This window comes from Pseudoselenomonas ruminantium, from assembly GCF_900113715.1.
GTDB classification, from domain to species: domain Bacteria; phylum Bacillota; class Negativicutes; order Selenomonadales; family Selenomonadaceae; genus Selenomonas_A; species Selenomonas_A caprae.
Genome location: NZ_FOQK01000043.1, coordinates 1 through 7,707, shown reverse-complemented (window position 1 = coordinate 7,707; position 7,707 = coordinate 1). Strand labels below are relative to the sequence as shown.

At 51.0% G+C, this 7,707-nt stretch carries 11 protein-coding genes; 7 read left to right on the top strand and 4 right to left on the bottom strand.

Annotated elements, in window-relative coordinates; translation table 11 throughout:
• The first annotated feature begins 195 nt into the window (after positions 1 to 195).
• From BM181_RS14665 to BM181_RS15345, 7 genes are all read left to right on the top strand, one after another.
• Positions 196 to 1,260: a restriction endonuclease PLD domain-containing protein gene (locus BM181_RS14665; RefSeq protein WP_075445846.1), complete on the top strand. Its 1,065-nt coding sequence runs from the start codon at positions 196 to 198 to the stop codon at positions 1,258 to 1,260.
• Between the two features lie 234 nt (positions 1,261 to 1,494).
• Complete coding sequence (locus BM181_RS14660; RefSeq protein WP_074515964.1) at positions 1,495 to 1,722, top strand: DUF1659 domain-containing protein; 228 nt, start codon at positions 1,495 to 1,497, stop codon at positions 1,720 to 1,722.
• 21 nt (positions 1,723 to 1,743) lie between these two features.
• Positions 1,744 to 1,959, top strand: a complete 216-nt coding sequence (locus BM181_RS14655) for a DUF2922 domain-containing protein (RefSeq protein WP_075445845.1) — start codon at positions 1,744 to 1,746, stop codon at positions 1,957 to 1,959.
• Positions 1,959 to 2,123 carry a YvrJ family protein gene (locus BM181_RS14650; protein ID WP_256211399.1) on the top strand — a complete coding sequence of 55 codons (165 nt, stop codon included), beginning with the start codon at positions 1,959 to 1,961 and terminating at the stop codon, positions 2,121 to 2,123. Before BM181_RS14655 ends, BM181_RS14650 begins: the two co-directional genes overlap by 1 nt.
• 239 nt (positions 2,124 to 2,362) lie before the next feature.
• Positions 2,363 to 2,764 carry a helix-turn-helix domain-containing protein gene (locus tag BM181_RS14645; protein ID WP_075431166.1) on the top strand — a complete coding sequence of 134 codons (402 nt, stop codon included), beginning with the start codon at positions 2,363 to 2,365 and terminating at the stop codon, positions 2,762 to 2,764.
• A gap of 115 nt (positions 2,765 to 2,879) precedes the next feature.
• A complete protein-coding gene (locus tag BM181_RS15820; RefSeq protein WP_081342368.1) occupies positions 2,880 to 3,257 on the top strand; it encodes a transposase in 378 nt (125 codons plus the stop codon).
• A complete protein-coding gene (locus BM181_RS15345; RefSeq protein ID WP_033171198.1) occupies positions 3,193 to 3,378 on the top strand; it encodes a hypothetical protein in 186 nt (61 codons plus the stop codon). Before BM181_RS15820 ends, BM181_RS15345 begins: the two co-directional genes overlap by 65 nt.
• Positions 3,379 to 3,561: 183 nt before the next feature.
• Here BM181_RS15345 and BM181_RS14635 read toward each other — a convergent pair whose 3' ends face one another.
• The 4 genes from BM181_RS14635 to BM181_RS14620 form a co-directional block, all read right to left on the bottom strand.
• Positions 3,562 to 5,268, bottom strand: a complete 1,707-nt coding sequence (locus BM181_RS14635; protein WP_075445844.1) for a methyl-accepting chemotaxis protein — start codon at positions 5,266 to 5,268, stop codon at positions 3,562 to 3,564.
• An 11-nt stretch (positions 5,269 to 5,279) separates the two neighbouring features.
• The gene (locus BM181_RS14630; RefSeq protein WP_074515968.1) at positions 5,280 to 6,197 is read right to left on the bottom strand and encodes a sugar ABC transporter substrate-binding protein; all 918 of its coding nucleotides are present in this window, start codon (positions 6,195 to 6,197) and stop codon (positions 5,280 to 5,282) included.
• A 156-nt stretch (positions 6,198 to 6,353) separates the two neighbouring features.
• Complete coding sequence (locus BM181_RS14625) at positions 6,354 to 6,806, bottom strand: hypothetical protein (RefSeq protein ID WP_051635346.1); 453 nt, start codon at positions 6,804 to 6,806, stop codon at positions 6,354 to 6,356.
• Positions 6,807 to 6,894: 88 nt separating this feature from the next.
• Entirely contained in the window at positions 6,895 to 7,227 is a 333-nt protein-coding gene (locus tag BM181_RS14620) for a hypothetical protein (protein WP_033171186.1), read from the bottom strand.
• Positions 7,228 to 7,707: the final 480 nt, after the last annotated feature.

Below are 7,707 nucleotides of genomic sequence, written 5' to 3'. Positions count from 1 at the left end.
GGGGGGTTGTTATCTTGCTTTCTGTTCTTTATATCCCCGAAGTAGGGAAAGTGTTTATATTTTTTTGAAAAAATAAAACAACACGGGAGAACGTGCGCCGCCGGGCGCATGCACAAAAGGTGCTGTGGATAAAATACGTTCAAATTTTATCACAGCACCTATTATTATGCTATAATCTCCATAGAGGTGATTACAATGCTACTTTCTCATGATTTAGAAGAACCTGTATTATACGACCCAGCACGAATGACCGGCTTAAACTGCAACCATCTTGCCATCGTAACCGGCTTTACTGACTGCGACATGATTTCCCAACATTTTATTCAGCTACATGATGAACGCGGCAAAGCAGACGGATTTTCTAAAGAAATCAAAATTGATATTATCTTAGGCATGTATAAGGGTGCCGGAATTACGCTTCGCAAACATCGTAATATCATGCAAACATTAAATAGAATCAATGCTATTGATAAACATATGAGCATCAAATGCCGATATATATATAAAAATGCCGAAGTACATACAAAGCTATATACGTGGTTAAAAGATGAAAAGCCCATAGCTGCGTATGCAGGTTCTGCTAATTACAGCGTCAACGCCTTTCGTATACGACGCGAAATATTAACAGATTGCGATCCGGCGGAATCATTTGCATACTATAATTCTCTTTTACCCGATACGATTGATTGTTTTGATGAAAACGTTCCTTCTTTGTTAAAACTTACAAATACGTCTATTCCCAACGATGAAATCTCTGAGCTGAACTATGAAAACCTTACCTATGAAGACCTTATCAAACGTCCACCTATTGATATATTGGAAGTTTCTTGGCTTGGCAAAGATGGTTCTGTGGGCGCAACCTCAGGGCCAAACTGGGGTATTCGCCCACGTGAAGGATATATTGATAAAAATGGTATGTATGTAAAATATAACCGTGACAGGAATCAAGCATACATTCCATATAATAAATGGCAACGTAAAGAAGGATTTTTCCCCGATAGAAAAAATCCTTCTGATAAAAACTGTCCGCTATTCAAGGCCGTAACCAAGGACGATGGAATCTTTTATATGCGAATGGCACAACAAGGAAATAAAGGCATTCATACAGCAGAATCAAATGCCATATTAGGAAAATGGCTACGCAAAAAACTTCGACTAGAAGATGGCGCATTAGTTACGTTAGATGATTTTAAAAGATACGGTCGTACTTCCGTAAAATTCCTAAAATACGCTGATGATGTTTTTATTATGGATTTTTAAAAAGCCCTTGCTATTGACCGGTCAACTCGGTATTATGACGGTAGATAAGAACTACCTTTCCCATATTCCCATAAAAACCCCACATACGGAATGATGACGACCCTTCTGCTGCTCCGGTATCTGGCGCTTGGCGCTTGATATATAGGGGATTTTCCCCATAGGTCGTCATTCCGCAGCAAAGCCGCACGGCGTGACGATCGTGCGGCTTTGTTGCATTTTGAAGGAGGTTTTATCATGGAAACCAAAAAAGAAGATCAGACCTGTTCGCTGAAACTCAAATTCATCAAGGGACAAACGGCGGCAGGCAAGGATGTTTACGCCGTAGTGACGTTCCCGCATGTAAATCCCGAGGTCGCAGATAGCGATGTTTACGAGGTGGCAGCCCTCCTGGGACGGCTGCAGGAGCGTACCATCAGCGCGATTGTCCGCGAGGACAGTGCATCCTTGATTGCAGTTGGCTGAGCGTAAAGGAGGTATATCATCATGAAGAAAACGCTGATTCTGCTTTTTAACCGTTCTGATGGGAAAACATCGGAGCTGGTGATTTCGGCGCCGCGTGAAGATGTCACGAAAGCGGAGGTGGATGCCTTTGCAACGAAGGTACGGGAGACGAAGTTCTTCCTTATCAACGGTGCACAGCTGATGTCGCTCAAAAAGGCGTTCATCCGCACGGTTGATGATGAGGACATCACGGCTTGATGGCGGATGGAGCCATGGAGCAGACAATCCTTACGGCCATATCCGCCGTCGGCTTTCCCATCGTCGTGACGTTCTACCTGCTGACACGATTCCAACGGTCGATGGACAAGTTCACTGAGCAGATTGGCGAACTCGTCAAGGAATTGCAGATGCAGCGCCGCTGACATGGTATAATAAGGTGTATCGCCCTTCCAATTCGCGCGATACAGCAACATATCGAGGCCGCCGCGCCCCATGTCGGCGGCCTTATCTATTTGACCCGTCAATTTTGACCGGTCAGATTGACGCCTCAAAACCGTACCGATATTTTATTATTGGTACGGTTTTTCTTGTTTTTTGACGGTCAATATGGTATATTATAAGTGTAACGATAATTAATTATAAGTACACAAGGAGGGTCGTCATGGAAAAGGTAGTAAACAGCGAGTGGGCTGCATCCGAACTGGATCGGCTGCGGCAGGAAAACGACGCGCTCAGACAAGAGCTTGCCAACCTAAAAGGGAAGTCATCCGTGTGGCAAGAAGAACGCCAACGGTTACACGCCGAAAATAAGGAGCTTCGGGCAGAGCTGCAGAAAAAGACCCAGTTCATCCTCAAAGACCAGCAGGAGCGCAACAAGGCCGAATATGACGAGGCTATTCGCCGGGCCGCCTTTGCAAAACGCGGCCCGAAGACCAATGTGAACCTGCATAAGGACATCCTGTTTCGCCGCGATCAGGGCATGTCTATCCGCAAAATTGCCAAAGTACTCGGATGCAGCCCATCCACCGTGCAGCTTGTACTGAAAAAGCGTAACGATAATTAAATATAAGTACAAAAAAGGGGCTGTTGCACGTAATCAACGTGCAGCAGCTCCTTTTCGCATGCAAAAAAACAATCCCGGGGCTTGAATGCCTCGGGATTAAGTGTAGAATTTAGGTATGCACAAACTAAATTCACAGAAAGATTATACGTCTTTCGGAGGGAGTTATCAAGTATCCCTTCCTTTTAATCTTGAATTTCAGATTGGCAAAGATGACCCCGTCCGCCTGCTTCGCTACTGTATTGGAGGTATGGATATAACATCACTGGAGAAGACCTATCAACGGATAGATCGTAATCTGACGACGCCAAGGCAGATGCTGGCCATCCTTGTTTATGCGGGAATGAACCATATCTTCAGCTCACGCAGGATTGAGTGCGCCTGCCAAAGGGACATAAATTTCATGTACCTGCTGGAAGGCAAGCCGGCTGGTGTTCCAGGATCCAGTGCTGCTGAATACCTTCGTCATTCTCGCCACTACGCCTACTGCCATTAATGCGGTGCTGGCCTCGAAGCTATATCAGCTGAGGACGGATCTGGCGGTGTGCTCCTTTATTCTCACCACGTTTTTGTATCTGGTAGTGGTGTTCCCCCTGCTGTTTTTCCTGCTCAAATAAAATGAAAACTGCCCTCGCGCTGAGGGCAGTTTTTTATAAGGCCATTGTTCCAGTTTTGCCGAAGGAAAAACTTCCTCTTGGCCTTTTAACGAGGTGGGAGATATTAACTCGCCGCCTGTTAGTAAGTTACCGCCTCCACTTATAGAAGTGGGGGACATCTTGCACTCGTTATATGGGGGATTTTCAGACCTTGAACTTTGCCACCTGCTGCTTGAGGTTTTCGGCGCCCTGCTGGGAGATGTTGATCTTCTGCAGGATGTCGTTGGCCTTATCTGCCACCAGGGCGATTTTTTCTGCCACGCTGGTGTTGCCTACGGCTCCCTCGTGGGTGGCCTTGGAGATTTCCTCCAGGGCGTTGTTCATGGTCTCTATGGACTCGGCCAGTTCCCTGGAGGTAGTGTTGCTCTTCTGGGCGAAGCCCCTGAGGTAGTCGGCATCTTCACGATATTGGGCGGCTGTCTCGTTGATGAGTTCGTAGTCTTTGCTGACTTTCTCTTCCATGAACTTCAGCAGGCTGAAAGCGCCGCTGGAAAGGTCCTGCACGGAGCCGATGACCTTGTTGGTGAGGCTCTGGATGTTTTCGGCTGTGTCGTGGGACTGCTCGGCCAGTTTCCTCACCTCGTCTGCCACTACGGCAAAGCCACGGCCATGCTCGCCGGCCCGGGCGGCCTCGATGGCGGCGTTCAGGGCCAGCAGGTTGGTCTGCTCGGCAATCTGGGTGATTTCTCCTGTGAGGCTGTTGATCTGTTCCACCACCTTGGCGGATTCGATGGCTTCTTCCACGGCGGTTTTGGTGGTATTGTAGACCCCCTCCGCTTCTTTGTAGGACTGGGCCATGGTGGACTGGAGGCGGCCAGCCCGCTCTGCCACTTGTCCTGTGTAGTTTTTGCTTTCTTCGGCCCCTTTTGCATTCTCATGGATTTTTTTCACTACCCTGTCGCTGAGGGTTTGGAGATTCATGGTGGAGGCGGCAGTTTCTTCCATGCCGGCGGACATTTCCTCCGTGACTGCGGACATATCCTGGGTGCTGTCGTTGAGGTCGCCTACCAGATGCTGGACTTCCTGCACCATATCGGCGCTCTTGTCTGCCTCGCCCCGCACTTCCCGCAGCACATTCCTGAGGGAGGCCTGCATTTTTTCCAAAGCCTGTACCATGCTGCCCACTTCGTCCTGGCGCTGGCTGAGCTCCGGGGGGATTTCCTGGGTGAGGTCGCCGTCAGCTACGGCATTGAGCTGTTGGACGGAGGTTCCCAGAGGTCCGGCGATGTTCTGGGCGATGTAGGTGGCGGCAGCGATGCCCACGATAAGGCCCAGCAGGATGATGCCTGCGAAAATCTTGATGGTGCGGTCGTAGGTGGCAGTATTGTCCTCGAAGAGCAGCTTGCCCTGCAGCACGTTGTCGGGGGTCAGCACTGCCAGATTGGAGCTGATGGCGCTGACGCCCGAGAGCTCATCCAAGAGCTTGCCCCGGTCTTCCTGGCTCATGCCAAGGGCTTCGGCAGCCTTGACCTTGGACTGGAAGTCGGAGAGGTTCCCTTCCAGGGCTGCGATGGTTTCCTGGGCCCGCTGGCTGCGGTCGATTTCCTTGACCTTATGCACATCATCTTCAATGATCTTCAGCTTGTCGGAGATATCCTTCAGGATGATCTTGCGGTTTTCCACGGTGAAATTCTGCTGCTGCACATAGGAGACATGGGAGATGATGGTCTGCAGCTGGGTATTGGCATCATTGAGATACTGGGTGGTCATGAGGTTGTAGTTGTACATGTCATCAATGGACTGCTTGGCCTGGGAGGTAGCAAAGATGCCTACGGCAGCTACGATGCAGGTGATGAAAAGCATGATGGCGGCCAGCAGGAGAATCTTTATCCTGACGTTTAAATGATTCATGATGACCCTCCTTATCTGAACTGGGAAATGTTATCCCTGGTGATTTCCGTAAAGGGCACCTTCACGTCATCGGTGGGGGCGGTGCCACTCAGGGACTTCTGCAGGAGGCCTGCGATGGCTTCGGCGGTCTTGTCTGCGTCCTGCTTGACAGTCTGGCTCATATCGCCGGCGGCAACTGCCTTGAGGGCATCGTCCACGGCATCGACGCCGGAGATGAGGACGCCGGACTTGCCGGCAGCCTTCAGGGCGTGCAGGGCGCCCAGGGCCATGTTGTCATTGCCGCACACGACAGCATCTATCTGGGGATAGATCTGCAGCCAGAGGGTCATGTCCTTCAGCCCCTCGGCCTCGCTCCAGTTGGCATCGGCCTTGGCCAGCAGCTGGATGTCCGGGCGCTTGTCCAGGCAGGCTGCCTTGAACCCTTCCCAACGGGCTATGGCGCCGCTCTGGCGGCTTTCGCCCATCAGATAGACAACCTTCGCGCCCTGAGGCAGGTGCTTGGCCATATACTCGCCCTGGAGCCTGCCGGCCTGGGCTTCATCGGAAGCTACGTTGGCAAAGGTACCGCCGTTCAGGTCGCGGTTGGTGGCGATGACAGGGATGCCCGCTTCATTGGCCTTTTCCACGGCGGGGATCACGGCATTGCCGTCCACTGCCAGCAGCACGATGGCGGCAGGCTTTTCTTCAATGGCTGCCTTCAGCTGGTCAATCTGCAGGTTGGGGTCGCCGTTGGCATTGAGGAATTCCACCTCTGCTCCCTGCATGCGGGACTTCACTCCTTCGTACAAGAGCCCCGTAAAGCCTGTGGCATCGGCGTGGGCGACAAAGTAAACCTTCTGCCCCGCGCCACCCTGGGAGCCGCACCCCGGCAGGGTCAAAAGGGCCAGCATACCGCAGGCTGCGGCAGCTGCCTTGAACATCTTCTTCATGGAGAGACACCTCTTTCCTTATGAGTACCGCAATCCAGCTCTTTTGAGCATAACGATAATTATACGATGTTATTATTCTGCATGAGGGTGATGGTTTCCTTTGGTCAAATGAAAAAGATGTGAAAATATAGCCTCCCCGGCAAGGGGAGGCTGGAATCAGTGGCCCAGGGTCATCTCGATCTTCTGGACTGCCGCTGCTTTTTCTCGCATGGCAGCAGAGCTCAGGTGCTGCCAGATGCGGTGGACTTTTTCTGTGTATTCTTTTGGGGAAATGTGGTTTTCCTTCTGTTTTTCTATGTAAGTTTTGATGGTGCAGTGGAACTGCTCATTCAGCTGTACCTGCCTGAGGGACAGCAGCACCTGCAGGTTGCTGTCCACCAGATAGAGATGCAGGGTCTTGTCCTGCAGGATCTCTTCTGTGGGCCATTCCTCCGGTTTCAGCAGGGCAAGGCCTAAGGGGGCGTCTCCCCAGCCTTCCTTGAAGATGCCGTCTATCTGGTACAGGAAGAACAGCACCCCGTCCTCCTCATAAAGGGCCAGCTCCATCTTCCCCGTGCGGAAGGCCTCCCAGGCAATGACATCAGTGCGGGAGAGTTTCAATATGAACATGAGGCCGTTCACATCGGCCTGGAAAAGTCCTCCGGAGACTGCTGCTGCAGTCTCTTTTTTCGTACCAAGCCATTTTTGTGAAAGTGTATCATTCTTTTTTCCTCTGACTAAGCCAGTGCGACACAACTATCGACAGTAGTAATGAAACTGTTGTCAAAAAGACTGGATGACTTGTTCCCCAAAGCTCAATGTTCCCATAAGCAACGTACATCATACCTCTCCAATCCCCTACTAACATAACAATCTGTGCCCATTTACTACTAATGACAATAGATGCAAGTACATTGAGAGCTGCTAAGTCAAATTGATGCGTGCTTGCCCAGCGATTCATTTCTTCATGCAGTTTTCTTATTCTGCCAGCCATACTATCGGCTCCTTTTTTGGTATTTCGGAATAACGATTCCATTTTTATCATTACCATACAAAAATCTCATTATTCCGTTTCTGGATAAAATATAACAACAAGCACCTTTCAATTTTCCGATGTGGCGAGCTGGATGTGAGCCTTCCCCTGCGCATGGAGGCGCGGTGTCTATTGACGACGTGGACGCGGCAGCGTCCACCAAAGGAAACGGACACCCGTGGCCTGTGGGAAGGTTGCGGCGCGGCAGGGCTTGGCGGCTGCGTAGTGCGGCTGAGTGGATGAAGGGCTCCTACCTGTGCGGGAACAACGCGACGACTGGAGCGTCCGCACAGGCAGGAGCCGTGAATCCCGAACGCCAAACGCAGTCAGCCGCCAAGCTCTGCCGCGCCCCTCCAATCGTGGCACTCATGGCGAGCCGTACTTGCGGCGTCTTGGGCGAAGTGGACAGCAAAGCTGTCCACCCGAGCACTATGACGCTTTTGACTGTTCAGCGTTGATTGGTCAACCTTCGGGCAGGAGCCGGCATCAGCCGACCGC